Genomic DNA, 23,115 nt, shown 5'->3' on the forward strand with positions numbered 1-23,115 from the left:
CGGACCCTGTATGCCCGCAGACGAGAAGCTGAGAGAGGAAATAGCGCACCTGCCGCACAAGCCCGGCATCTACAAGTTTTTTGACGACAACGGCTTCATCATCTATGTAGGCAAGGCGGTGGACATCCGGAAGCGGGTTTCTTCCTATTTCAATCGCTCTGCCCAGCACAACAAGAAAACGCTGAAGCTCGTGTCCCAGGTCAGGGACATTGCGTTTACCATTGTGGACACTGAGGCCGACGCCTTCCTGCTGGAGAACAACCTTATCAAGCAGTACCAGCCCAAGTACAACATCCTGCTGAAGGACGGGAAGACATACCCCTATATATGCATCGTGAACGAGCGCTTCCCGCGCGTCATTAGCACCCGCAACAAGATCAACGACGGCTCCCGCTACTTTGGTCCCTACCCCAGCGTCACGACTATGAACGTGGTGCTGGATTTGATCCGGACGTTGTACCCGCTCCGCACCTGCACCTATAACCTGTCGCCGGAGAATGTGGCGGCTGGTAAGTTCAAGGTTTGCCTGGAGTACCATATCGGCAACTGCAAGGGCCCCTGCGAAGGCCTGGTGGACGAGACGGAATATAACGCCGCCATCTTGCAGATTCGCAATATCCTGTCCGGCAACCTGACAGTCGCCAAGAACTATTTTAAGGAAAATATGGCCGCCGCCGCTGCCGAATATCAGTATGAGCTGGCGCACCAGTACAAGCAGAAGCTGGACATGCTGGACGATTTCCAGGTAAAGTCCACGGTTGTCTCCAACACGCTCACCAACATCGACGTCTTCACCATCACCAGCAACGAAGACTGTGCCTTCATCAACTACCTGAAGGTGATGAACGGCTCCATCATCCTGACGCAGTCGCTGGAGATACAGAAGAAGCTGGATGAGGCCGACGCGGATATTCTTGCCTCTGTGGTGGTGCAGCTGCGCCAGGAGTTTGAAAGCACCTCCCGCGAGGTGATCACCAACATTGAGCTGACACTCCCGCTCGACAACATCACCGTCACTTACCCCCAGATTGGTGATAAGAGGAAGCTGCTGAACCTCTCGCTCAAGAATGCCCTGTACCTGCGCAAAGAGCGGGAGGGGCGCCAGGAGCAGAACAAGGAGTTGAGCGAGAAGCGGGAGCTGCGCGTGCTGGAGACGCTGAAGAAAGACCTGCGCCTGACGGAGCTGCCCCGGCAAATCGAGTGCTTCGACAACTCCAACTTTCAGGGCGACAACCCGGTGGCCTCCATGGTCTGTTTCAAAAATGGCAAGCCGAGCAAGAAAGACTACCGCCACTTCAACATCAAAACGGTGGTGGGCCCCAACGACTTTGAGTCGATGTACGAGATTGTGACCCGGCGCTACAAACGCCTGCTGAACGAGAACCAGCCCTTGCCGCAACTCATCATCATCGATGGGGGCAAGGGGCAGCTGAGCATGGCCGTAAAGGCGCTGAAAGACCTGGATATATATGGCAAGGTAGCTGTGGTGGGCATTGCCAAGCGGCTGGAGGAAATATTTTACCCCGGCGATTCGCTGCCTTTATATATAGACAAGAAGTCAGAGTCGCTGAAGCTGATTCAGCGGCTGCGCAACGAGGCGCACCGCTTCGCCATCACGTTCCACCGCAGCAAGCGCGATGCTGGCACCCTCCGCACGGAACTGACGGATGTAAAAGGCCTCGGCCCCAAAACCGCCGAAGCGCTACTTTTGAAGTACAAATCGGTGAAGAAGCTGAAAGAACTGACGCAGGAGGAACTGGCAAATGAGGTAGGCAAGACGAAAGCGGCAATTCTCTACCGTTACTTCCACGATGCGCCCGATGCGGTAGCTGAATAGCTAGATTGCTGCGGCTGGGTTAGTGCTGTACAAGTTTTCGGTCTCTTTGATCTCACACCCCTCCGAGCCTCATCTTATAAGCAATTACTTAATTCATGCCGCAAATTTAGCAACAGCGCACATATGGTTATATATGGCTATATATGAGGCCAATTTGTCAAGACGTTACCCTAAGGCTATTTTCGCATTTATAAATTTGCTGCCATATATACCACCAGTTACCGCTGCGCTCAAACTGGCGGTATATAAGCGTTCGAAATGACAATTCCATCTAGTCGCTCTTAAGTTGACGGCATTGGGGGCAGGGGTGGTCTAATTATATATAAACTCATTTGATACTCCTTTTATATATGAGCCATATATGGCTCATATATAAAAGAGAAGGGGAGACGCAGTTGCGTCTCCCCTTCTCTTTTATATATGATTTTGCTCCGGGCTTAGTAGCTCCAGAGGCTGTATTCATATTCAATCAGCGCCTCAGCAGCTTCCTGTGCCGCGAGCAGGGCTTTTTCGCCGCCGCCATATATATCGGCCAGGGCTCTGTCGCCGGGGTTAGATATCTTGGTGATGTAAGAGTTGAACAGCCACAGGTCAAACGCATCGGCCAGATTCTTGTGCTGGGCGTCGTTTTGGGCGTTGTACCAGATAGCCATCTCCGGGTTGTTGCGGAACACGCGCACAAGGTCATCCATCCTGAAAGAACCGACGTTCTGCTCAAAGCCCAGCGGGTTAAGCGTGGAAGGCACCTTGATGCTGATAGTCTGGATGTCGTGGTACATGCGGGAGCGCTTCTTGTCGAACACCGCGTTCTCCTTCATCTCCAGCAGGTACAACTGCTTCGGGAAATACTCGGTGCTTACGGGAGCAGTTGATTCTGTACCGGCGTCTTGACCGAGGGCATCACCCCAGGCATCTTCCGCTGCCTCCTCCTGCGCCTCCCCAAAACCGGCGGCAATTTCTTCCTCGCTCAGCTGGCTGCCCGATTCCTGCGGCGTCATGTTCGCGATGAACTCTTCCCGCGTCAGCGGCGTGGTGATGGAGTCGTTTTTATAAGCCGTCAGTTCACCGCTTTTCACCGCATTGATGATGATCTTGGTGATTTCTCTGTTTTCAGAAAACATGGGCTTGTTCTGCTTCTCACGCAAATCTATTTTGCGCCAGACTGTTTTCTTGAACAGGATATCAGACTCCGGAATCGGTCTTGCGGATGGGTTGCTGGCGGTTGTGTTAGACACCTGTTGCGCCATAGCACCCACAGACAGCATCAAACCAGCGGCTACACCTATTGCTTTTATTAGTTTCATACTCCTTGTAAGCTTCTGTTATTAGATTAACGGAATGTTGAACGGCGCAACGGACACCTTTGCATCCACGGCATTGCCCTGGTAGTTCAGGCGTTTTACATCCTTCACTTCCAGCACCACCCTGTCGCCTTTGTTTGCCTTGGAGGCGAAACTGGTCAGGTTGGCGTCCGGCCCGGAGATATCTTCCTGCGCTATCGGCTGGTTGTTGCGCACCAGGTAGGCCGTCCATTTGGTCACCCTGAAGCGCGCATCGTTCGGCAGCAACTGCTTAAAGCCTTCGTCTGCCACAGCTTCTAATTTCACAGCGCGGAAAGAAGCCGCAGGCACGCCACGCTTCACATCTACCGGCTTGCCATTTACTAACGCTACCACTTCTGGCTTTGGTATCGGGCGCACCTGGAATGTTTCTTTGCCGATGGCGTTTCCACCGCTGCTTACGTTAATGGTCACCTCCGTAGCCGTCGGGATAATGGTTACCTCACCTTTCTTAGCGCCTTTTATGGCAGAGCCGCCACTGGCATTGAAGCTTGGGTCATATACCGCGCCCAAAGCAGGCACCTGGATGTTGAGCTCGTTCGCGCACTGGAAATACAGGGCCTGCACTGCAGCAGACTGCACCTGAATGACCGGCTTGGCCACCACGTAGTCTTCCGTAACAGGGAAGGTTTTCTCCTCGCCGTTCTGGTTGATGGTAATCATCCCCTTCCAGGTTTGCTTAGAGTTGCCGTCTGCATCATAGTTAGAGGCAGAGGCCACAAACTCTATTTGCCCTACACCATTCTCTACCTTCACCGGCTTGCCCTGGAATGTCATTTTGGGAACGATGTTGTCAGAAGAGGCGGCGATAAACATATCTGCTTTGTATTTTGTGCCGGCCGCAACGGTCTTGGATTCCGCACGCGCCATGGCAAAAATCTTCTCAAACTTGATGATATCGGCACCTACCTTGGCGGCAAGCTTCTGCAGCGCATCGGCTTCATACTTCAGGATCTCGCTCTCTTTCTGGGAAAGCACAGCCAAAGCGGCTACCATCGGCGTCTCCTCGAAGTTCAGCTCGGCGAAGTCCTTGTTCTTCTGCGCCGGGTCCTGACTGGCCACCGGGTCTTCCGAGCCTTCCAGGGCCAGCTTATCCGGCATGTTCGGGTTGTACTGCTTCAGGAACTTGGCATACTCGTTCAGTTTGTCCTTCAACTCATATGCCAGGCCGTTGTTCTTGTTCGCGGCACCAATCATGGTGTTCGCTACAATATCATTTCCCTCCAGGTTGGCATAGCCTCCTTCCGGATTCTTACCCCCTGTTCTTTCAATCAGGGTTTCCCGGATGCCTATAATGTAGTCTACCATTTGGGCCGTTTGCTCACGCACCTTCTGTGCGTCGGCCAGCACCCGCTGGTCGTTGGCAGACGGGCTCTTGTTTTCTGCAATAGCAGCTCTGATGTTTGATACGACCCCGGCATTATCCGTTATTGTTTTCTTGTTCACTTCCTGCAAACTCGAATCGAGGAAATGGAACTTTAACAGGATAGCCGAGCTCACGTTTAAGGCAAGCATCGCGGTCAGTACGAGGTACATCATACCGATCATCTTTTGCCTTGGCGTCTCTTTTCCTCCAGCCATTTTATACTATATAAAAATGTTGTTTTCTTGTTGATTATAGGATATGCAACTCCGGCCTTAGCCTCTCATGGCTGTCAGCATGTTGCCGTACACCGTGTTCAGGTTGTGCAGGTTATGCGTCAGGCGGGAGACTTCTTCCTTGAACTGGGCAGTATCTTTGCTGGCGTCGGTCAGGTTTTCCATGGCCATGCTCAGGTTGCCGTAGAACTTGTTCATCGCTTTCAGGTGGCTGTTCGCATCCTGCAGCTCCATTTCGTAAACAGCGTTCAGGGCGCCCAGGTTCCTGGTCATGCTCTGTACCTGGCTATGGTACTCCTGTGCATCCACAGTAGTGCCGGCCATCTGCGCCAGGGCGTCTGCCGTAGTGGCATATGACTTGGTGATTTCGCCTAACTGGTTAGAGGCCGCTCTCACACGCGTGTTGTACTCGTCTGTTGCGGCGGTTGCCTGGCTCAGGTCGGCCAACTGAGCAGTAGTATCGCTCAGCCTGCTCAGGCCAAGACCCAGCGTGTTGATAGACTCCGGCGTGATGTCCGCGTTGCGCATCATCTCATCCAGCTTGCCTGTGATGGAAGGGCCGCTGGCGGCATGGGCAGGGACCAGGCCTTCACCGGCGTAATCATCTGCCAGTTGCGGGTACACCCTGGCCCAGTCCGGCTCGTGCGGCTGCGGCTGGAAGGCACTCAGTGCGAAGATAACCGCTTCCGTAAGCAGACCCACTATAAGCATTTCGTTCGCACCGTCCCAGTGCTGAATCTTGAACAATGCACCTACGATTACGACAGCAGCGCCAAGACCATAGATTTTAGGCATCAACACGTCGAATAGGAAATTGCGGCTTTTAGCTTTGCTCATTTTGTTTTCTGATTAATTGTGAACGTTAAAAAAGGGATTGATTGAAAAGGGTTGATTTATTCTGTTTGTTTTTGATGCTATCTGAATTCGTTGCCTGATGAACGCCCGAGGTAAATCATGGCGTTTCTGAAACCGATGTAAGACCGGGCTGAATCCTGGTATTCGAAGTTGCGTGTGCCCGTCTCCAGGAAGTACGCGATGTCTTTCCAGGAACCGCCTCTCACCACTTTGCGCGGCTCGGCATCTACGTCATATACCGGGTTCAGGTCCCAGGTGATCGGCACACTGGCCTCGGCGTATGCGTCAGAGCACCACTCGGCCACGTTGCCCGACATGTCGTACAGGCCGAAGTCGTTCGGGAAGAACTGCGCTACAGGGGCCGTGTAAGTAAAGCCATCGCTGTAGTAGTCGCCGCGGCCCGGCTTAAAGTTGGCCAGCAGGCAGCCTTTCGCGTTGCGCAGGTAGGGGCCGCCCCAGGGGTACACCGCCATATCGCGGCCGCCTCTGGCAGCATACTCCCACTCTGCCTCTGTCGGCAGGCGGAACTCCGGCATCGGCGCCATGCCGTCTTCTGTGTTGGCCTGGTTCTTATGCTTGGTGCGCCACTCGCTGAAATATTTGGCGGCGAACCAGTCCACCCCTACCACCGGATAGTCATCGAAGGCGGGGTGTGAGAAATAGTACTCCATCAAGGGATCGCCCATGTGGTAGGTATAGTCTTTTACCCAGACAGAGGTGTCGGGATATAGCTGCGTCATCACGAATTCCTCCCCCAGCACATCCAGCGAATCCTGCAGCATCACATCGATAAACTGGCGGTACTCGTTGTTCGTGATCTCAGTTTCGTCCATATAGAAGCCACTGATTGTCACTTGCTTGTTCAGGTTTACCATAGAAGCTGCTATGTCCTGATCTGCCTGCCCCATATGGAAAGTACCCCCGGGGCAGATAACCATGCCATATGGCACGGCCTGCGGGTTGTACTCCGGACGCTCCTCAACACCTACCAGGTCGCCCTGTGGCCCACGCCCCATTCCGCAGCTTGCAAGCAGTGTCACCGCCAACGCAAATGAAGACAGCTTAAGTAGTTTGTTCATGACGAAATCAAAAGAAGTAAAAGTTTCATTTATCTGTTATAGCACACCTAGCAGGCGCAGCAAATATATATGAAATAGAATCAATAAAAAAACAATTTACATATACCCGCATTTATTATTTCTGAACGTGTTAAAGAGTTGATTATTATTATCTAAATAATAATAATTTCCGGAGGCGGAGGGCATTCTCTCCCTAAACAGTACAATTAATTGGAGTTGACGGGTATAACTATTTTGCAAAGTAATAGCGGGGAGTTCTAACAGGCGGCTTAAACCTGATAATTGGCTCTGGGAGGCGGTAATTGAGCATTACTTCATGCGAAGTAGCTGCTTTGGCGTCAGCATGGAACGTTGTCACATCTAAGCCATAACCCACCCGAAGCGCCTTGTCCTGGAACAGGGACACTCCCACAAGCGCACTAACAGCTTCCTGATACCGATAATTCAATCCTACCCAATATTTTTCTAAATAAGATACCTGGCCACCCACATCAAAGGAAAAGGACTCGGTATCGTGCTTCAGCAACAGGGTAGGCGTAATTGTTATCTCTGTAGTGACGGGCAGGCGGTAGCCTGCTGTAACGTATATATGGTTCTCGCCCAATAATGTTCCTTTTCCGGTATTTGTGGAGTCGGCAAACTCGTACTTGGCGTGCCGCAGGTTGTTGATGCCGCCGCCGGCATAAAACGTTGGAGACTCGTACCAGAGGCCCGCGCCCAGGTCGAATTTTGTGTCGGAGCTGTTATAGGGCACACTGGGGTCGTTGTCGTCTATCGCCCTGTAGTTGCCCTTCTTGTAGTTGTTCAGGTTGCCCTGCACGCCTATGCCCAACCGCCCGGTCTCGCCTACATTAATATGGTAAGAGTAGGAAAGGGCCGCCGAAAGGAGGGTGGTGTTGCCAATCTGGTCGCGCATCAGGTTCAGGCCCACGCCGCCGTGCAGCAGGCGCACGGGGGTATGGGCCGTCAGCAAAAGGGTTCTGGGGGCGCCGCCGTCATCAAACGAGGCATCATACCCCAGCCACTGATATCGGTATATAGAGGTGAACTCGGGCCTGTTGGTGATACCGGCATAGGCAGGGCTGATATACATGCCGTTGAACCCGTAATGGGTGAACTGCGGCTGTTGCTGCGCCAGTACCACAACTGGTGCGCACAGAAGCAGCAGCAACAAAACAGGCAGAAGTTTCTTCATAGGCCGTGGCAACGAGGCAAAGTAAGGGGCGGCGCCTGCAAGGGGTGCCACAGTCCAAATATAGTTATTAAACACTAAAACGCAAGTGCCGCCTGCCGTGGTGCAGCGCGCGCATTTGCGTTTTATAACTATGTAATTGCGAAATAAAAGTTACGTATCCGCCTACTTTTTTAGATGCTGCAGTTGGTTCTGTATATATACCTCAATGGCACCCGTCATAGACGGGGCGTTGGGCATCGGCGCCTCTATGTCCAGTTCCAGGCCGGCGTCGCGCACAGCCTTGGCTGTGGTGGGGCCGAAGGCGGCAATCCGGGTGTTGTTCTGCCTGAAGTCCGGGAAGTTGATAAAGAGCGAACTGATGCCCGACGGGCTGAAGAAGGCGATGCAATCATACGTCACATCGTCCAGGTCAGACAGGTCGGCGGCCACGGTTTTGTAAATGATGGCTTCCGTGTGCTTGATCTTGTTGGCGGTCAGAAACTCCGGGATATCCTCTTTGCGGATGTTGGAGCAGGGGAACAGGTAGTTCTCGTTCTTGTGCTTCTTGATCACCTCAAAAAGGTCTTTGGCTGTTTTCTCGCCCACAAACAGCTTGCGCTTGCGCAGCGTGATGTACTTTTGCAGGTAATACGCCGTCTGGTCCGAAATGCAGAAGTACTTCATGTCGGCAGGCATCTCGATCTTGCTCTCCTGGCATATCCTGAAGAAGTGGTCCACGGCGTTGCGGCTCGTGAAAATCACGGCCGTGTGCGACAGGATGTCGACCTTGTCCTTTCTGAACTCTTTGAAGGGCACCGGCTCTACCTCGATGAACGCCCTGAAGTCAACTTTTATATCATACTTTTCAGCTATAGACAGGTAGGGCGAATTATCGGTTGTGGGCTGTGGTTGCGTCACCAGGATTGTCTTGATCGGGACTTTGTACCTTTCGGGGTTTGCACTGCCCTTTGCGTTGTTTTCAGCCATAGTCACTTAATACGGTTATCAAAAACACTTCAGCCATCATTCCCGCCTCGATCGCCAATTAGTGAAATTAAAAGTTAAAAACGATAAACTTCAGCATGATGGCCAGCGGGATCACCTCTGTGGCGCAAAGGTATGAAAATAAATGCAGATTTAGTACAGGAGCCTTTTTATTTACCACAGCAAACACCCGCATCAGCGTGACAATCAGCACCATCGAAACAGCCAGGTTCGACACGAGCAGGATGGTGCCCGGCATCATGGTGTTCAGCGCCAGGTAGAGCAGCATCACGAGCGGCAGGAAGATGCCCAGAAACAGGATAGACCGGACAAACTCTCGGTACTGCAACCGCACCACCTGCTCCAGTCCGAAGATGAACCCCATGATCTTCAGAAAAAGGTACTTCAGCAGGATCACCATAAAAATAAGCACGGCGTAAAACAGCACTTTGGTGGTAATGTCGGCCTCAGAAACCGGGAAGAACTGACTGACCAGCTGAATCTGCTGCACGTTGGTGTGGATGGCCGCGATCAGCAGCGCCAGCGTCAGCGAGAAGGCCATCAGGAAAAGCAGGCTGGACAGTGACCGGATAGGCCTTGCCATAACGCCTTCCTCCAGTGCATTGGTGCGCATGAAGGAGTCAAGCCGGAACAGGCCGCTGAAGTCGCTCGGGAAGTTGGTGCGCAGCGCGCCGTAGAGCAACCCGATCACCAGCATAAACAGGATAAAGGTGTTCTGATTCACGTGCTCTCGCACCCGCCCCGAGAAAGGCCGCTGGCTTGCCTGCTGCAGGCGCGTGGTGTCGAGTGGCTGGCTCCGGAACGAGTTGATGTTCGGCTGCTGCTCCGGGTGCCACACCGTCAGCAGAAACCTGCCCTCCACTGGCTCCAGGCCCTTGCTGTAGCTGGCAAGGTCTATGGTGTAGTTTGCCGGAAAATCTGCTTTAAAGATAAGCTGGTTATTGAGGAAGAGGCAAAGGTCCTTGGGTGCGGCAAAGCCTATCGTGAAAGGCTGCCCCTGCGCCACCGACAGCCACTGGTGCAGGGCCTTGTGGCTGCCGTGCCTGCCCGCCACATAGGGCACCAGTTGCGCCCCCTCCCCCTGCACCAGCCAGTAGGGCGTCAGGGTGTTTCTCTGCTCAAGCGGCAACACCTGGGCGCACACCTGCCCAGCGGCAAGCCACGCAAGGATATATAGCAGGAGGAAGCAGCGGCTATGCTTTTGCTTTAGCACTCGAGACACTTTGCGCACTACGTGATTTGTAAACCCCTAACACAATACTCAACACCACCGAGAAGCACAGCAACGACAGCAGTATCTCCAGATTGCCCCAACTCCCGAAGCTCACCACAAACGCGATGACCAGTATATTAATGAGGGCAAGCACAAACACGGTGCTGATCTGGCTGAAGCCCATGGCCAGCAGCCGGTGGTGTATATGGTTTTTGTCCGGTATGAATGGAGACTTTCCCTTCATGATGCGGATAATGGAAATACGGATGGTGTCGAAGAGCGGCACGAAGAGAATGCCCAGGGCAACGGCCGGGGAGGCAGGCTCCGGCCGCATCTCGATGAACTGGATGGCCAGCACCGACACGATGAAGCCGCAGAGCAGCGAACCGGTGTCGCCCATAAAAATGGTGGCCTTGTGAAAATTGTAGCGCAGGAAGCCCAGCAGCCCCCCAATCAGGCAGAAAGCCACCGCCGCGTAGTTCCCGTAAGAGGTGCCCCCGAACTGGTAAAAGTATATGCCGAAGGTGCCGGCAATGATCAGCACAATGGTTCCGGCCAGCCCGTCGAGCCCGTCTATCAGGTTGATGGCGTTGGTGATGCCAATGATTACCAGAAACGTGAAGCCGTAGCTCATGCCTATCTGCAGCTCCCCGATGCCGAAAATACCCTGGAAGCTGGTGATGCGGATATCCGCCATAAACATGACGATGCCCGTGGCCAGAAGCTGCACCGCGAATTTTTTGAGGGCCGAGATGGAAATAAGATCATCTTTGAGGCCGATAAAGAACAGGATGATGCAACCCGCCAGCAACTGCTGCACCCCGTTGGTCAGGCTGGAGAAGATGGTGAGCGCCGACATAAAGCCCGCAAACATGGCCAGCCCGCCCAGGCGCGGGGTCAGTTCTTCATGCACTGTGCGCACGTTTGGCCTGTCCAGGATGTTCTTGAGGTGCGCCACCCGGATGATGGATGGAACAGCGAAGATGGCAATAAGGAAAGCCCAACTGAAGGCGAGTATGAGGGGTAAGATTCTCTGATCCATAAGCTCAAGGACTGGGGCAAAGAAGGGGCTTTACTTCTTCCACATATTAAACAACAGCACACGCCGCTTTGCCAACGGCTAACTATCAGGCAAATATACGGGCAAAATTCCTTTAAAAACACAATATTTTGTGCATTTGCGGTCTGTACGCCTCCGCCGGGAGCCTCATCTACGAATGGAGCACCCCGCGCAGTTGCAGCAGGCCAATCTCTATCAGGTTTTCCTCCTGTATGGCGTCGGGCACAAACACAAACTTCTTGTCATATATCTGCCTGCCGACATAGTAGCTCACCCAATACTCGTTATTGATATGGAAGATGGCGGGGTCAATCGGCTCGACCTGCACGTAACTCTTGCCTTCCACGCGCTCGAACATATGCCGCAGCACCGACGTTTTCACCTCCTTATCACCCTGAAGGCCATAGCCTTTGGAGGTAACCAGCACGTTCTCAATGGCAAAAGCGTTGTTGTTGAGCAGGTATACGTTCCAAACCGGTTCCCCCGTCTCGCTGTGGGATAAGGCTATCGCCACCGCGATGCCCTCCACCGTGCCAAAGTCAATGTCTTTCTTCATGTGCCGCTGTTATGATGGTGGCGCCGAACTGCTGCGCCAGGTGTTGCTGTAGTTTTTCCTCCACTTCCGCCATATCCACCTCATGCCCCAGTTCCTTAGCCAGCGAGGTTACCTGCTTATCGGAGATGCCGCAGGGCACGATGTTGTTGAAGTAATCCAAATCGGTGTTGATGTTGAGGGCAAAGCCGTGCATGGTGACCCAGCGGCTGCACTTCACGCCCATGGCGCATATCTTGCGTGGGTTGAGTTGCCGCTCGTGGTCGAGCCAGACGCCCGTGAGCCCCGGTATGCGGCCCGCCTCCACCCTGTATTCCGCCAATGTCCGGATCACAGCCTCCTCTAAATAGCGCAGGTACTTGTGTATGTCGGTAAAGAAGTTCTCCAGGTCCAGGATAGGGTAGCCGACCAGCTGGCCGGGGCCGTGGTAGGTGATGTCGCCGCCCCGGTTTATTTTATAATAAGTCGCGCCCTTCTCCTTCAGCCCCTCCTCACTCAGGAGCAGGTGCGCCTCGTGGCCGCTCTTGCCCAGTGTGTACACGTGCGGGTGCGAGCAGAACAGCAGGTAGTTGGGCGTGGGTTGCTGCGCGCTGCCTTCAGCCTTCCGGTTTTGCGCCTTTAGCTCCAGAATGCTGTTGAAAATCTTTTCCTGGTACTCCCACGCCTCCTGATAGTCTATCAGGCCGAGGTGCCCGAACTTTATCTCTGTATTTTTATCCACGTTATCTTTTTGAGAGCTCACTTTTCAGGTAATCAATGTTGGCAATGGTGTCGGGGTTCTCGTTGTTGAGTGCTGCGAGGTACACCGACACCCAGTCGAACAGGTGGATGAGGTAGAGGGCCTGCTCCAGGTAAGTGGCTCCCAGCGCCTCAATCTCCAGCACGTCCTGCACCTTCCTTTCAAATATCTTCTTCGACAAATCCATGCGCAGGCGCACGCGCGGATGGTCGTAGGCCGTCCTAATAAGCAGGACCGCCAGTTGCCCATATATACCTTCCGGGTGCTGCCAGGCCACAATCTCGTTGTGGTTCATCTCCGGGAAAGTATTGACATGGCACAGGTGCTTGGCGTTTTCGTTGAGCTGCTGCTGAAAGCGCACGGCCACTGGCTCCAGTGCGTTGCTGACGTAAAGCACGGGCAGCCTGTTGTGGAAGTTATTGGCCAGGGCGCTTGCCTGCACCTTGATACTACCGGCCTCTTCCTCCAGCAGGCTGATGCTCTGCCGCAGCTCGGTTTTGAAGGTGTCGTCCAGCAGGCCCGCGTAGTGCAGCAGGTACAGCATCTCCACCACGGAGTAGCCCAGGCAGGCCCGCGGCTGCTTCGACTTGCCGGGTATAACAAGGTGTGGCATGCCTTCTTCCTGCGCGATGCGCAGCAGCTCGCCGCCGGAGGTTACGAAGCCAACCGTGGCGTCGCTGTTCATGGCGGCTCTTACGCCGGAGATAGTCTCTTCTGTGTTCCCGGAGAAGGAGGAGGCGATAAACAGCGTGCCCAGCCCCACAAATGCCGGCAGCGTATAGCCTTTGCTCACTACCACGGGCACCTCCAGCTTATCGGCCACGTATGATTGGATGATGTCGCCGCCAATGCCGGAGCCGCCCATGCCCGCAATCACCACATTGTTATATATAGTATTTGGGAAAGTAACCGTAGCCTTCTCCCCGATGTCCATGGCGTCCCGCAGTTGTTGCGCGAAACCCTCAACAAGTTGCTTCATAATCCGTCTTTAATTTTAATGAACAATCATTTCATCTCAGACTGGTGCAAAGTACCGGATAATTCATGGCTTCTCAAACAAACGCCCACATCCGCACCGGCCAGGCCGGCGAAAGCCGCGCAACGGCATTTCTGCAGCAACAAGGCTACAGCATTGTGCGGAAAAACTACAGGCACAGGCGCGCAGAAGTAGATATAATTGCACAGAAAGAGAACCTGCTGGTTTTTGTTGAAGTCAAAACCAGGGGTACTGATAGGTACGGATATCCGGAAGAGGCAGTTGATTCCAGGAAGGAGGCGCTGCTGCTAGGCGCAGCGGAGGCCTATATAGCAGAAACGGGCTGGCAGCACGAGGTCCGGTTCGACATCATCTCCATCACCCTCACCGCGCCGCTAACCGTGCATCATATAGAGGACGCCTTTCATTAGCGCTGGGCCTGCGAGCGCTTGTCCAGCTTGTCTTTCTCATATATGAGGGTGCCATGCCGGTCATATTCTTTCACCAGGTACGGCTCAAAAGGCGCTTCATAGGGCGTTTCGGGGTACTGGTACTCGTAATGGCGGCGGCCCCGGAAGTCGTAGTAATTAATCCAGGTGCCCACTTTGCGGCCCTTGGCGTACTGCCCCGACCACTGCACCTGCCCGTTCTCATAGAAGCGGTAGTAGGTGCCCTGCACCTCGCCGTATTCATACGGTATAACCTCCTTTATTTTCTTGGTGTCGCCGTAATAGCTGACCACCGCGTCGCGCACGAAGCCCTTGTCGAAATGGTCTTTGTCCACCAGGGTGCCTTCCTCGTCGGGCCTGTACTTTTCCCAGCGCAGGTGCTTGGTGCCGATATAAAAATAGCCTTCCTCCACTACCTGCCCGTCCACCTTTTTCTCGTAAGGCCCGTGCAGCACTTTGTAGCGGCCCTGGTCCACCTCGTCGCTGCTGGTGCGGTACAGCTTGCGCTTTCTGGCATCGTACAGGTACTTCAGGGGCGCGTAGGGGTTGGGCGCCTGGTACTCCTCCAGATAGCTGAAGGTTTCCAGTGTTTCCCGCGCGCCTCTCCCCGATTTAATGAAGCCACGCTTCACCTTCTGGCCCAGAAAGTAACGTTTGCTGTACCGTTTCTTCTTGCGCTTCCCCCCTTCCTGCAGGTCCGACTTCTCCAGCGCCTTCCGCTCCTCCACCTCCACATTAATGGTATCGCCGGAGGCAAGCAGCCCGGCACCGGGGTCCCCTTTCAGGCGCGCCTGGTTCAGGTTATAGTCGCTGTTCCACTTGGGCTCGCTGCACCCGCCCAAAAACAGCATGCCTGCACCTGCCACAAAGGTTAACACTAAAAGTAAAGGATGACGCATTTCTAATTTTGAATAACTGAATTTTGAATAACTGAATTGTTCAATGGTTGGTTCAGCTATATATTATCCGTTTAACAAATGGTTAAACCGTTAAATTGTTAGTTCAGCTATATATAATTATCGGATAACAATTTAACCATAAAGCCATTTAACCATTACCCAAACAATCAGCAACTAACAATCAAAATACAAACGCAAAGATGCATACATTTCATATAGGCACCTAATACACAAACTGCCCCTATAACTTTGCCTGCGGCCGGTAAGTTTCATCTGCTGGCATCCCAAGAGCAAAAAAGGCAGCACCCTCGGGGCGCTGCCTTAAAACTGTTGGTATAATATAAGGGTACTATTCTTTCGTCATCAGCTCGAAGCTGCGCTTCACGAAGGTGGTGAGGGCCGCGCCGGAGAGCATGTTCTGCGACAGCAGCGCCAAGTCGAAGGCCTGACGGGCCACGGCGGTTTTGGTATCGCCCCCGGTGTTCAGCACGCGCTGGTTCAGCGGATGGTTGGCGTTCACGGTCACATTGTAGGTGTCCGGCATGTCGCCCATAAACATCATGCCGCCTCCGCCGGTCTTGCTCATATCCTTCATGCGGCGCATAAACTCCGGCATCGTAATCACCACCGGGGCATCGTCCGGAGAAAGCGGGGCCACCTCCACAATCATATGCTGGTTGCTGATGGCCTGCTCATATATGGCTTTCAGGTCTTCCTTCTCCTTGTCGCTCAGCACACTTTCCTTTGTCTCGTCGCGCTCAATCAGCTTGTCAATAGTCTCGGAGTCCACGCGCTTCAGGGTCACCTTCTCCAGCTTCTGCTCCAGCAGCCCGATAAAGTGGCTGTCAATCAGCGAGTCCATCTGCAGCACATCGTAGCTGCGGCTGCGGGCAGCCTCCACGAAAGCGTGCTGCTTGTCGGCGTCGGTGGTATAGAGCAGCACCAGCTGGTCGTTCTTGTTCTGCTGGTTGGCCTGCACCAGCGCCTTGTATTCTTCGATGGTATAGTACTTGCCCTCGGTGTTCTGCAGCAGCACGAAGTCTTTGGCTTTCTCATAGAACTTGTCGTCGGAGAGCATGCCGTACTTCACAAACACGTTGATGTCGTTCCAGATGGTCTCAAAAGCAGCACGGTCTTTTTTGAAGTTCTCGTTCAGCTTGTCAGCCACCTTCTTGGTGATATAGGTGTTGATTTTCTTTACGCTGGAGTCGGCCTGCAGGAAAGAGCGGCTCACGTTCAGCGGAATGTCCGGCGAGTCGATGATGCCGTGCAGCAGCATCAGGAACTCGGGCACCACGTCCTTCACCTCGTCGGTGATGAACACCTGGCGGGAGTAGAGCTGGATTTTGTTGCGCTGCAGTTCAAAGTCGTTCTTGATTTTCGGGAAGTACAGGATGCCCGTCAGGTTAAACGGGTAGTCCACGTTCAGGTGAATCCAGAACAGCGGCGGCTCCGAAAACGGATACAGCTCCTTGTAAAAGTTCTTGTAGTCCTCGTCCGTCAGTTCCGACGGCTGCTTGGTCCAGATGGGGTTCGGGTTGTTGATTACCTCGCCCTCAAACTCCACCGGCACCGGCAGGAACTTGCAGTACTTGTTCAGGATGGTGCGGATGCGCGCGGCCTCCAGGAATTCGTCTGAGTCAGGGGCAACGTTCAGGATGACGTTCGTGCCGCGGTCTTCTTTCTGCGAGGGGATAATGGCGAACTCGGTGCTGCCGTCGCAGGTCCAGTGGGCCGCCTCCGCCCCTTCCTGGTATGATTTCGTGATAATCTCCACGCGGTCGGCCACCATAAAGGCTGAGTAGAAGCCCAGACCGAACTGCCCGATGATCTGGTCTTTCTCGCCGGAGTCTTTGAAGCGCTCCACAAACTCGGCGGCCCCCGAAAAGGCAATCTGGTTGATGTACTTCTTGATTTCCTCGGCCGTCATGCCGATGCCGTTGTCGGAGATGGTGATGGTGCGGGCCTCTTTGTCTACCGCCACTTTTACCTTCAGCTCGCCCAGCTCGCCTTTATACTCGCCCACAGACGCCAGCCGCTTCATTTTCTGCGTGGCATCCACCGCGTTGCTCACCAGCTCCCGCAGGAAAATCTCGTGGTCGGAGTACAGAAACTTTTTGATGATGGGGAAAATATTCTCGGTGTGAATCGAAATATTACCTCTTTCTTCCATGTTTATACCTTCTATTTTTGAAAATTCTTTTCTGCAGACGGATACATCTGGCAAAGCTGCTTTCAAATCCTGTTCCACACAGCCAGCAGCGCCCGTTACTGTGACAGGTTGTCAGCAAGGCGCCGGAAAGTCGGCAAGATTGTATCCAAAGGGCCGTTTATATATAGCCTTTGCTTCCGCGGAACAGCGAAACAACAAGTGCGTAAATGCAACATTGTGGAATTTATCTTACCTTTGTCCCAGTATATATAAGGTGACCCGATTCCTGAGACATATCGCCCTGTTGCTGTTGCTGCTTTTCTGCAGGGCCATGGTACCGGACGCCCTGGTGCTGGAGCTGCACGCGCACACCCACACCGTGCATACCGACCACACCGATACTAATAAGGCGCAGGTGGGCATCAAGCACAAGCATTGCGCCGTGGAGGATGTGTTCGGGGCACCTTTCCAGGGCAGCCTGACGTCGCTTGACTTTACACCGGTTGTTCATTCCACGGCCTATACCGCTTTTTATACAGGCAGTTGCCTCACCTCTCCGCTTACCTCCCGCTACCTGCGCGGTCCGCCGCAGGCTTAGATTCAGCCCACCCGCACCTTCGTTTCCTGCTGATTTATATATAAAGCAGGCACAGGTGCCATCTATCTTTTTACACACAAGCCCGTTTCTGCATTGCTGCACCTTTGGCGTGGCCGTTTGCTATATATTCAGCGGGCATGGCAGCTATCCTTGTTATATGGCTGCTGCGTGTTCAGCTAAAATCCAAGCCGTGTTTCTATATAAAAACCTGCAGTACATACCACTGCTGCTTCTTACCTATATGGCTTTGCTGGCGCCGGCGCTGGCCCAGTTCCAGCCGCCTCCCGGCATCAACCTGAGCGCAGAAATGGTCCCGGACCAGGACTGTGGCCTGACGCTTTCCGGCAAGGTGCTGGACCACGACTCCCGCGCTACGCTTGTTGGCGCCACGGTGTCTATTCCGCAACTGCACCAAGCCTCGATAGCGGACGAATACGGAAACTATCATTTCCACCACCTGTGCCAGGGCACTTACACCCTGCAGGTGACGTACGTGGGCTACGAGCCGGAAAGCTACACCTTCAGGCTCACCGCCTCCTCGGTAAGAGATTTGCAGCTGCACGCTTCGCCCCAAACCCTCAACACCGTGGAAGTAAGCGGTAACAGATTGCAGGAGCAGGCACAGTCGTCGCAGACGCTGACGGGGCAGGAGTTGGAGGAGACGCGGGGCCTGTCGCTGGCCGGGTCGCTGAAGGGCATCCCCGGCGTCTCCACCATCCAAACCGGCCCCACCATCTCCAAGCCCGTGATACACGGCATGCACAGCAACCGCGTGCTGCTGCTCAACAACGGGGTGCGGCAGGAGGGGCAGCAGTGGGGTTCGGAGCACGCTCCGGAGATAGACCCGTTTGTGGCCACGGAGATGAAGGTGATAAAGGGTGCCGCTGGCGTGCGCTACGGAGCCGATGCCATTGGCGGTGTGGTGCTGGTGGAGCCAAAGGCCCTGCCGACCTCACCGGGCGTGGGCGGCGAGGTGAACCTGCTCGGGAGCACCAACAACCGCCAGCTGGCTGCCTCCGCCACCGTGGAGGGAAATTCTGCCAACATACCGCCGCTGAGCTGGCGGCTGCAAGGCACCGTCAAAAAAGCAGGCAACACCCGGACGCCGGATTATTACCTGGATAACACGGGTTTTGGGGAGCAGAACTTCTCGGGTGCGCTTGGTTACCGGAAGGAGAAGTTTGGCGGGGAGCTGTTTTACAGCCAGTTCAACACCAAACTCGGTATTCTCCGGGCCTCGCACATCGGCAACCTGACGGACCTGCGGTACGCCATTGAGCGCGGCAGGCCCGCCGGGGCCGACACCGTGGGCTTCACCTACGACATTGGGCGGCCTTACCAGCAGGTGCAGCACGACCTGCTGAAGGCGAAACTGTACCTGCAGACAGGCCAGGCGGGGCGGCTGGAGTTTATATATGGCTGGCAGCGCAACAGGCGCGAGGAGTATGATTTGCACAACGTGAACTCCGGTAACCCGGCCCTGTACCTCAACCTGAACACGCACACCACCGAATCCATCTGGGAGCATAACCCGCTCGGAAACTTCAGTGGCTCGGTGGGCGTGAGCACCACCTACCAGCAGAACACCTACAAGTACAGCGCCTTCCTGCCTTATTTTACAGCCATAACCGCCGGTGCCTTTGTCATCGAAAAATGGCGGAAAGACAGGCTGCAGTTGGAGGCGGGCCTGCGCTACGACTACAGGCAGCTACGAGTCATGCAATTCGACACGAGCGGAACGCTGCAGAAACCGGCGTTTGATTTCAATAATGTGTCGGGCACGCTGGGGGCTTTGTACGATGTGGGCTACCACCTCACCTTTGGGCTGAGTGCCACCTCGGCCTGGCGGGCGCCGAGCGTGAACGAGCTTTTCAGCAACGGCGTACACCACAGCGCCGCCACCTACGAGATAGGCGACCCGGGCCTGGTATCGGAGCAGGCATATAACTTCGAGACGTCTGTGAATTATTTTGGCAATGCCCGGCTCAACGGCCAGCTAAGCCTGTACTACAACGTCATCAACCATTATATCTACCTGTCGTCGGAGCCTGAGCCGATACTGACGGTTCGCGGCGCTTTCCCGGCTTTCCGCTACAGGCAGACCGACGCCACGTTCAAAGGCATCGACCTGAGCCTGCAATACAACCTGCTCCCGAACCTGATACTCGACTCGAAAGCATCTGTGGTGCGGGCCCGAAACACGACTGCCGGAGACTATCTCATCAACATTCCGGCCGACAGGTTCGACAACAGTCTGCGCTACGAGTTTGCCCAAAGCGGTGAGGGAAGCCGTTTCTCCGATGCTTATATATCCCTGGGGGGCACCTATATGGCGGAGCAAACGCGCGTGCCTACGCGAACAGAAGAAGACTTTGCCCCGCCGCCGGATGCTTATTTCCTGCTGCAGGCCGGGGCGGGCGCCACGGTGCATATAGGCAGCCAGCCGGTGGAGTTTGGCGTCACGGGTAACAACCTGCTCAACAGCACGTACCGGGACTATCTGAACCGCTTCCGCTATTTTTCTGACGAGGCGGGCCGCTTGTTGCTGTTCCGCATCAGGGTGCCACTGGACTTTAGCGGGTTCTGACAAATCAATAATTGCGCAGACAACGCGTACGGGTGTACCGTTTCTTAACTTAAATCTTACTTACACTATCTATATGAAAAATCTATTGAAGCCTTATTTCTCCGCCCTCATGCTGGGTTCTTTGCTATTTGCCGGCACCTCCTGCAAAGACGAGGAGCCAAAACCCGAGCTAGTGGTAGAACAGGAACTGATTACGACCGTGACGCTGAGCCTGGTGCCGGACGGCAAAGGGCAGAACGTGACCGCCATATATAGCGACCCGGATGGCGACGGCGGCACCCCTCCCGAAATCGGGGCATTGGATTTAGCGCCGAACACCACCTATAGCTTCACGGTAACCTTGTCTGACGACAGCAAGACGCCGCCTGTGGACATTACAGCGGAAGTGCTGGCGGAAGGCGAGGCGCACGAGCTGTTTTACAGCGCGCTTGGCGGCCTGGACGTAACTGTTGAGAAGACAGACATGGACAAGAACAACCGGCCGATTGGTCTGGCAGGCACCTTAACAACCGGCGGGGAGAGCGCGGGCAAATTACAGGTAACCCTGAAGCACCAGGAAGGCCTGAAAGGCAGCACCAGCGACGTGACGAAAGGCGAGACTGATGTGGAGATTCAATTTCCGGCGGTGATTCAGCCGTAATATAATAATAGCATCACCTATATATCAAAAGGAGGCGCCGTATATAGGGCGCCTCCTTTTTTGTTATGCCTGCTGCCTCAGGCTAAGTTGCTGCACTATTTTGCGGATGCGGCTGGCCCTGGTCTCCGGCCGCTTCGCTTCCAGCACCGCCACCACGTGCTCCTTCCGGTGCGTAAACGCCAGTTGGCTGAACCGCTCCGAAAGCCCCGCCTCCTCCAGCGCCTGCTGCAAATCGTCGGGCACAACGACGGTTTTGGTTTTCCGGTCGATGCCCGGGGTGTCAACCCCGAAGGTGGAGGCCGTTTTTCGCTCGGAGCGGTGCCGGAAGCGCAGCGCCGACCATATAGCATTTAACGCCACCTGCCGCACTGGCTCATACCCCAGCTCCGCCATTGTGCGCCAGCCCTCGTCGCGGGTGAGGTCTGTTTCTATTCCGGATGATTTTTTAGGGTAGGCGATCCACAGCAATCCGCCTAGTTTTAGCAGGGCCGTGGCCTGTGGCACCTCCTGCTCCAGTTGCTGCCTGCGCTGCACAAACAGCAGCACCGCCTCGTAAGCACCCGTGGCAGGCGCTTCACCGGCACGCACCACCGCCACGCCTTCCTCTGTTAGGGCTGTTGCCATCTCCTCCGGCGCATGCAGGAGCAGTAGTTCGGTGGCAGCCCTTAGCTGCAATTTCTTCTTTAGTTCAGGCATGGAATGTGGTATTGTGATATATGGTTAACAGTGGTGTGTTTTCGTGTGGAACGGGCAGATTAACGCGCGGCTAAACGTAGGTAGCTTATTCCGTTTGCCTCCCAATATAGCTGGATAACCGTAACTGAACTACCGAATATACTATATACTTTCTGATATATAAATACCCCCGCCACAACTTTCCGCAGGCGCTGCCCCTCTTTGCAAGTTTCGTTACAAAAGCTATCTTACGGGCTCACAAAATACTATATATGGCTGCCGAACCGACACCTGCCAAAGGGAACATCCTCCTCAACACCTCCGTCATTGTGGCGGCGCTGGGCTACTTTGTGGATATATATGATCTGGTGCTCTTCAGCATTGTGCGCATCCCCAGCCTGCGCGATCTGGGCGTTACAGACCAGGCGGCGCTGCTGGAGGAGGGCGTGATGCTGCTGAACATGCAGATGCTCGGGATGCTGATCGGCGGCGTGGCCTGGGGCATCCTGGGCGATAAGCGGGGGCGGCTGTCGGTGCTGTTCGGATCTATTTTCCTGTACTCCGTCGCCAACATCATGAACGGGTTTGTCACCACCATCCCAATGTATGCGCTCCTGCGGTTTGTGGCGGGCCTGGGCCTGGCCGGAGAGTTGGGCGCCGGCATTACACTGGTGAGCGAGGTGCTGCCGAAGGAGAAGCGCGGCTACGGCACCATGATTGTGGCCACCATCGGCATAACCGGCGCAATTCTGGCGGGTTTCGTGGGCGAGTTGTTTGGCTGGCGCTCCGCTTATTTTATTGGTGGGGGCTTAGGCTTCCTGCTGCTGTTCCTGCGCATCGGGGTATATGAGTCGGGCATGTTCGAGCATGTAAAGAGCGCCGCGCATGTTACACGTGGAAATTTCCTGAGCCTGTTCTCCAACGGCAAGCGCTTCTGGAAGTACCTGAAATGCATCCTGATAGGCGTGCCCATCTGGTATGTGGTGGGCGTCCTCATCACCTTCTCGCCAGAGTTTGGTGTGGCGATGGGCATGGCGGAAACCGTGTCGGCGGCCAAGGCCGTCTCGTTCTGCTACCTCGGCCTGGTACTCGGTGACTTTCTGAGCGGCTACCTGAGCCAGCGCCTGAAGAGCAGGCGCAACATTGTGCTCGCCTTTCTGCTGCTGACGGGTGTGTTCGTGCTGCTTTACCTGCTCAGCAGCGGCCTGTCTTTAGACGCCTTTTACCTGTTGTGCGTGGCTTTGGGCGTGGCCAGCGGCTATTGGGCCGTGTTTGTGACGATTGCGGCCGAGCAGTTCGGCACCAACATCCGGGCGACCGTCACCACCACGGTGCCCAACTTTGTGCGGGGGGCGGTGGTGCCGCTCACGCTGGCCTTCGAGGCGCTGCGGGGGAGCCTGGGGCTGGTGCCCACGGCCATGGCGCTGGGGGCAGTCTGCCTGGCCGTTGCCGTGGCCGCTATCCTGTCGCTGGAAGAAACCTACTCCAAAGACCTGAACTTCCTGGAGCCGGTATAGCCACACCCAACAGAAGGCTCCGTTTCTGAGGCAGCCTATATAGAGGGCACCCTTCCTCAGGCTTGTGCTATATAGGCCGGTAACTTCACGGTGGCCGCTGATAAGGGCAACCAATCGGGCTTGTGCATAGTATGATCATATATAGATCGAACCCTATCAATCTGATGT

At 54.8% G+C, this 23,115-nt stretch carries 20 protein-coding genes; 6 read left to right on the forward strand and 14 right to left on the reverse strand.

Annotation, left to right across the window (positions count from 1 at the left end):
- Positions 1 to 10 precede the first annotated feature (10 nt).
- Positions 11 to 1,837: an excinuclease ABC subunit UvrC gene (gene uvrC / locus GSQ62_RS10095; protein ID WP_161889381.1), complete on the forward strand. Its 1,827-nt coding sequence runs from the start codon at positions 11 to 13 to the stop codon at positions 1,835 to 1,837.
- A 437-nt stretch (positions 1,838 to 2,274) separates the two neighbouring features.
- On the opposite strand, the gene porN is transcribed toward uvrC, so the two are convergent.
- The 11 genes from porN to GSQ62_RS10150 all read right to left on the reverse strand — a co-directional run bounded on the left by porN (position 2,275) and on the right by GSQ62_RS10150 (position 13,433).
- Positions 2,275 to 3,141 (reverse strand): type IX secretion system ring subunit PorN/GldN, encoded by an 867-nt coding sequence (gene porN, locus GSQ62_RS10100; protein ID WP_161889382.1) that lies wholly within the window; start codon positions 3,139 to 3,141, stop codon positions 2,275 to 2,277.
- A gap of 21 nt (positions 3,142 to 3,162) precedes the next feature.
- On the reverse strand, positions 3,163 to 4,758 hold the full coding sequence (gene porM, locus GSQ62_RS10105; protein ID WP_161889383.1) for a type IX secretion system motor protein PorM/GldM: 1,596 nt from the start codon (positions 4,756 to 4,758) through the stop codon (positions 3,163 to 3,165).
- 57 nt (positions 4,759 to 4,815) lie between these two features.
- Positions 4,816 to 5,613, reverse strand: a complete 798-nt coding sequence (gene porL, locus GSQ62_RS10110; protein ID WP_161889384.1) for a type IX secretion system motor protein PorL/GldL — start codon at positions 5,611 to 5,613, stop codon at positions 4,816 to 4,818.
- A 77-nt stretch (positions 5,614 to 5,690) separates the two neighbouring features.
- A complete protein-coding gene (gene porK / locus GSQ62_RS10115; protein ID WP_161889385.1) occupies positions 5,691 to 6,710 on the reverse strand; it encodes a T9SS ring complex lipoprotein PorK/GldK in 1,020 nt (339 codons plus the stop codon).
- A gap of 229 nt (positions 6,711 to 6,939) precedes the next feature.
- Positions 6,940 to 7,905, reverse strand: a complete 966-nt coding sequence (locus tag GSQ62_RS10120; RefSeq protein WP_161889386.1) for a PorP/SprF family type IX secretion system membrane protein — start codon at positions 7,903 to 7,905, stop codon at positions 6,940 to 6,942.
- A 162-nt stretch (positions 7,906 to 8,067) separates the two neighbouring features.
- A complete protein-coding gene (locus GSQ62_RS10125; protein WP_161889387.1) occupies positions 8,068 to 8,871 on the reverse strand; it encodes a uroporphyrinogen-III synthase in 804 nt (267 codons plus the stop codon).
- 67 nt (positions 8,872 to 8,938) lie between these two features.
- Entirely contained in the window at positions 8,939 to 10,111 is a 1,173-nt protein-coding gene (locus GSQ62_RS10130) for a DUF4271 domain-containing protein (RefSeq protein WP_237586582.1), read from the reverse strand.
- Positions 10,083 to 11,144, reverse strand: a complete 1,062-nt coding sequence (locus tag GSQ62_RS10135) for an MraY family glycosyltransferase (protein WP_202621767.1) — start codon at positions 11,142 to 11,144, stop codon at positions 10,083 to 10,085. Before GSQ62_RS10135 ends, GSQ62_RS10130 begins: the two co-directional genes overlap by 29 nt.
- 169 nt (positions 11,145 to 11,313) lie before the next feature.
- Positions 11,314 to 11,718, reverse strand: a complete 405-nt coding sequence (locus tag GSQ62_RS10140; protein WP_161889388.1) for a hypothetical protein — start codon at positions 11,716 to 11,718, stop codon at positions 11,314 to 11,316.
- Complete coding sequence (lipB, locus tag GSQ62_RS10145) at positions 11,702 to 12,436, reverse strand: lipoyl(octanoyl) transferase LipB (protein ID WP_161889389.1); 735 nt, start codon at positions 12,434 to 12,436, stop codon at positions 11,702 to 11,704. The genes GSQ62_RS10140 and lipB overlap by 17 nt, the downstream gene beginning before the upstream one ends.
- Position 12,437: 1 nt before the next feature.
- Positions 12,438 to 13,433, reverse strand: a complete 996-nt coding sequence (locus GSQ62_RS10150; protein WP_161889390.1) for a bifunctional phosphoglucose/phosphomannose isomerase — start codon at positions 13,431 to 13,433, stop codon at positions 12,438 to 12,440.
- A gap of 65 nt (positions 13,434 to 13,498) precedes the next feature.
- On the opposite strand from GSQ62_RS10150, the gene GSQ62_RS10155 reads away from it, so the two are divergent.
- Positions 13,499 to 13,861, forward strand: coding sequence for a YraN family protein (locus tag GSQ62_RS10155; protein WP_161889391.1), 363 nt, complete (start codon positions 13,499 to 13,501; stop codon positions 13,859 to 13,861).
- On the opposite strand, the gene GSQ62_RS10160 is transcribed toward GSQ62_RS10155, so the two are convergent.
- Positions 13,858 to 14,778 carry a toxin-antitoxin system YwqK family antitoxin gene (locus GSQ62_RS10160; RefSeq protein ID WP_161889392.1) on the reverse strand — a complete coding sequence of 307 codons (921 nt, stop codon included), beginning with the start codon at positions 14,776 to 14,778 and terminating at the stop codon, positions 13,858 to 13,860. The genes GSQ62_RS10155 and GSQ62_RS10160 overlap by 4 nt on opposite strands.
- A gap of 349 nt (positions 14,779 to 15,127) precedes the next feature.
- Positions 15,128 to 16,951 carry a molecular chaperone HtpG gene (htpG, locus tag GSQ62_RS10165; protein WP_161889393.1) on the reverse strand — a complete coding sequence of 608 codons (1,824 nt, stop codon included), beginning with the start codon at positions 16,949 to 16,951 and terminating at the stop codon, positions 15,128 to 15,130.
- A gap of 253 nt (positions 16,952 to 17,204) precedes the next feature.
- Here htpG and GSQ62_RS10170 point away from each other — a divergent pair, with 253 nt between their 5' ends.
- From GSQ62_RS10170 to GSQ62_RS10180, 3 genes are all read left to right on the forward strand, one after another.
- Entirely contained in the window at positions 17,205 to 17,528 is a 324-nt protein-coding gene (locus GSQ62_RS10170; protein ID WP_161889394.1) for a hypothetical protein, read from the forward strand.
- A gap of 190 nt (positions 17,529 to 17,718) precedes the next feature.
- A complete protein-coding gene (locus tag GSQ62_RS10175; RefSeq protein WP_161889395.1) occupies positions 17,719 to 20,115 on the forward strand; it encodes a TonB-dependent receptor in 2,397 nt (798 codons plus the stop codon).
- A 73-nt stretch (positions 20,116 to 20,188) separates the two neighbouring features.
- Positions 20,189 to 20,755: a hypothetical protein gene (locus tag GSQ62_RS10180; RefSeq protein WP_161889396.1), complete on the forward strand. Its 567-nt coding sequence runs from the start codon at positions 20,189 to 20,191 to the stop codon at positions 20,753 to 20,755.
- A 63-nt stretch (positions 20,756 to 20,818) separates the two neighbouring features.
- On the opposite strand, the gene GSQ62_RS10185 is transcribed toward GSQ62_RS10180, so the two are convergent.
- Complete coding sequence (locus GSQ62_RS10185; RefSeq protein ID WP_161889397.1) at positions 20,819 to 21,451, reverse strand: YdeI/OmpD-associated family protein; 633 nt, start codon at positions 21,449 to 21,451, stop codon at positions 20,819 to 20,821.
- 251 nt (positions 21,452 to 21,702) lie between these two features.
- On the opposite strand from GSQ62_RS10185, the gene GSQ62_RS10190 reads away from it, so the two are divergent.
- The gene (locus GSQ62_RS10190) at positions 21,703 to 22,947 is read left to right on the forward strand and encodes an MFS transporter (RefSeq protein WP_161889398.1); all 1,245 of its coding nucleotides are present in this window, start codon (positions 21,703 to 21,705) and stop codon (positions 22,945 to 22,947) included.
- Positions 22,948 to 23,115: the final 168 nt, after the last annotated feature.

Source organism: Pontibacter russatus (assembly GCF_009931655.1).
Lineage (GTDB): Bacteria > Bacteroidota > Bacteroidia > Cytophagales > Hymenobacteraceae > Pontibacter > Pontibacter russatus.

Coding starts and splice junctions, on each gene's coding strand:
- uvrC (WP_161889381.1), top strand. CDS start 11: ATGCCCGCAGACGAGAAGCTGAGAGAGGAAATAGCGCACCTGCCGCAC.
- porN (WP_161889382.1), bottom strand. CDS start 3,141: ATGAAACTAATAAAAGCAATAGGTGTAGCCGCTGGTTTGATGCTGTCT.
- porM (WP_161889383.1), bottom strand. CDS start 4,758: ATGGCTGGAGGAAAAGAGACGCCAAGGCAAAAGATGATCGGTATGATG.
- porL (WP_161889384.1), bottom strand. CDS start 5,613: ATGAGCAAAGCTAAAAGCCGCAATTTCCTATTCGACGTGTTGATGCCT.
- porK (WP_161889385.1), bottom strand. CDS start 6,710: ATGAACAAACTACTTAAGCTGTCTTCATTTGCGTTGGCGGTGACACTG.
- GSQ62_RS10120 (WP_161889386.1), bottom strand. CDS start 7,905: ATGAAGAAACTTCTGCCTGTTTTGTTGCTGCTGCTTCTGTGCGCACCA.
- GSQ62_RS10125 (WP_161889387.1), bottom strand. CDS start 8,871: ATGGCTGAAAACAACGCAAAGGGCAGTGCAAACCCCGAAAGGTACAAA.
- GSQ62_RS10135 (WP_202621767.1), bottom strand. CDS start 11,144: ATGGATCAGAGAATCTTACCCCTCATACTCGCCTTCAGTTGGGCTTTC.
- GSQ62_RS10140 (WP_161889388.1), bottom strand. CDS start 11,718: ATGAAGAAAGACATTGACTTTGGCACGGTGGAGGGCATCGCGGTGGCG.
- GSQ62_RS10150 (WP_161889390.1), bottom strand. CDS start 13,433: ATGAAGCAACTTGTTGAGGGTTTCGCGCAACAACTGCGGGACGCCATG.
- GSQ62_RS10155 (WP_161889391.1), top strand. CDS start 13,499: ATGGCTTCTCAAACAAACGCCCACATCCGCACCGGCCAGGCCGGCGAA.
- GSQ62_RS10160 (WP_161889392.1), bottom strand. CDS start 14,778: ATGCGTCATCCTTTACTTTTAGTGTTAACCTTTGTGGCAGGTGCAGGC.
- htpG (WP_161889393.1), bottom strand. CDS start 16,951: ATGGAAGAAAGAGGTAATATTTCGATTCACACCGAGAATATTTTCCCC.
- GSQ62_RS10180 (WP_161889396.1), top strand. CDS start 20,189: ATGAAAAATCTATTGAAGCCTTATTTCTCCGCCCTCATGCTGGGTTCT.
- GSQ62_RS10185 (WP_161889397.1), bottom strand. CDS start 21,451: ATGCCTGAACTAAAGAAGAAATTGCAGCTAAGGGCTGCCACCGAACTA.
- GSQ62_RS10190 (WP_161889398.1), top strand. CDS start 21,703: ATGGCTGCCGAACCGACACCTGCCAAAGGGAACATCCTCCTCAACACC.